General features: G+C 64.7%; 1 protein-coding gene and 1 pseudogene. One reads left to right on the plus strand and one right to left on the minus strand.

Going from position 1 to position 859, the window contains the following annotated elements:
- Positions 1-131, minus strand: a pseudogene (locus EOA27_RS38395) (RpiR family transcriptional regulator); the annotation flags it as partial.
- Between the two features lie 146 nt (positions 132-277).
- Between EOA27_RS38395 and EOA27_RS38400 the strand changes: the two are divergent.
- Positions 278-859, plus strand: a 582-nt coding sequence (locus tag EOA27_RS38400) for an N-formylglutamate amidohydrolase (protein ID WP_127258955.1), incomplete at its 3' end; no start/stop codon positions are given.

An 859-nucleotide genomic window follows, 5' to 3' on the forward strand; every position in this document is an offset into this window, starting at 1 on the left:
GCCGAGAATTCGGCGACGGTCTTCAGCCCGGTCATAGGATAGTTGGCAATCAGCGTCTGGGCGGCGCGGCGCTCGCCGGCCGGCATCGCGCCGATGCGGTCGGAGATCAGTTCGGCAATGCTGGAAATCATGGTTTTCCCCCACCCGTTGACCCGTCGCCGCCGTTTTCCCGAATTCGCGTTTGACAAAGCCGGTCAAACTGTATGAAATCATTCACCGGGACGCAATGAGGCAAAATACGTAACATAAGATACAGCGCTCCCGAGGGGACGGCAGTATGGAGAAAGCATGGCCCGCCAGCCTTGCACCGTCGGAGACCGTAAGGGTGACCAACCCTGGCGGCTCGAGCCCCTTCGTCTTCACCTGCGACCACGCCTCGAACTTCCTGCCAGCCGAATTCGGCACGCTGGGGCTGTCCCTTGAAGACCTTTCCCGCCACATCGCCTGGGATCCCGGCGCGCTGCCCGTCGCCAGCCGCATGGCCGAGGCGCTCGACGCCACTTTGGTCGAGACCCGTGTGTCGCGCCTCGTCATCGACTGCAACCGGCCGCTCGACGCGCCCGACCTCGTGCCGCCGGTCAGCGAGACGACAGTCATTCCGGGAAATTCCGGCCTGTCCGATAAGCAGCGCGCCGCGCGGGTCGACCTTGCCTGGCGCCCGTTTCATGACGCCATCTCCGGGATCGTCGACCGGCGGCTGGCGCGTGGACAGGAGACGCGGCTGGTCTCGGTGCACTCCTTCACGCCGGTCTACAAGGGCAAGAGCCGGCCCTGGCATATCGGCATCATCCATGATGACGACCGCAGGTTGGCGGCGCCGCTGATATCGGCGTTGCAGCGGCTTTCGGGCGTCACCGTC

The organism is Mesorhizobium sp. M2A.F.Ca.ET.037.01.1.1, assembly GCF_003998075.1.
In the GTDB taxonomy this organism is placed as follows: domain Bacteria; phylum Pseudomonadota; class Alphaproteobacteria; order Rhizobiales; family Rhizobiaceae; genus Mesorhizobium.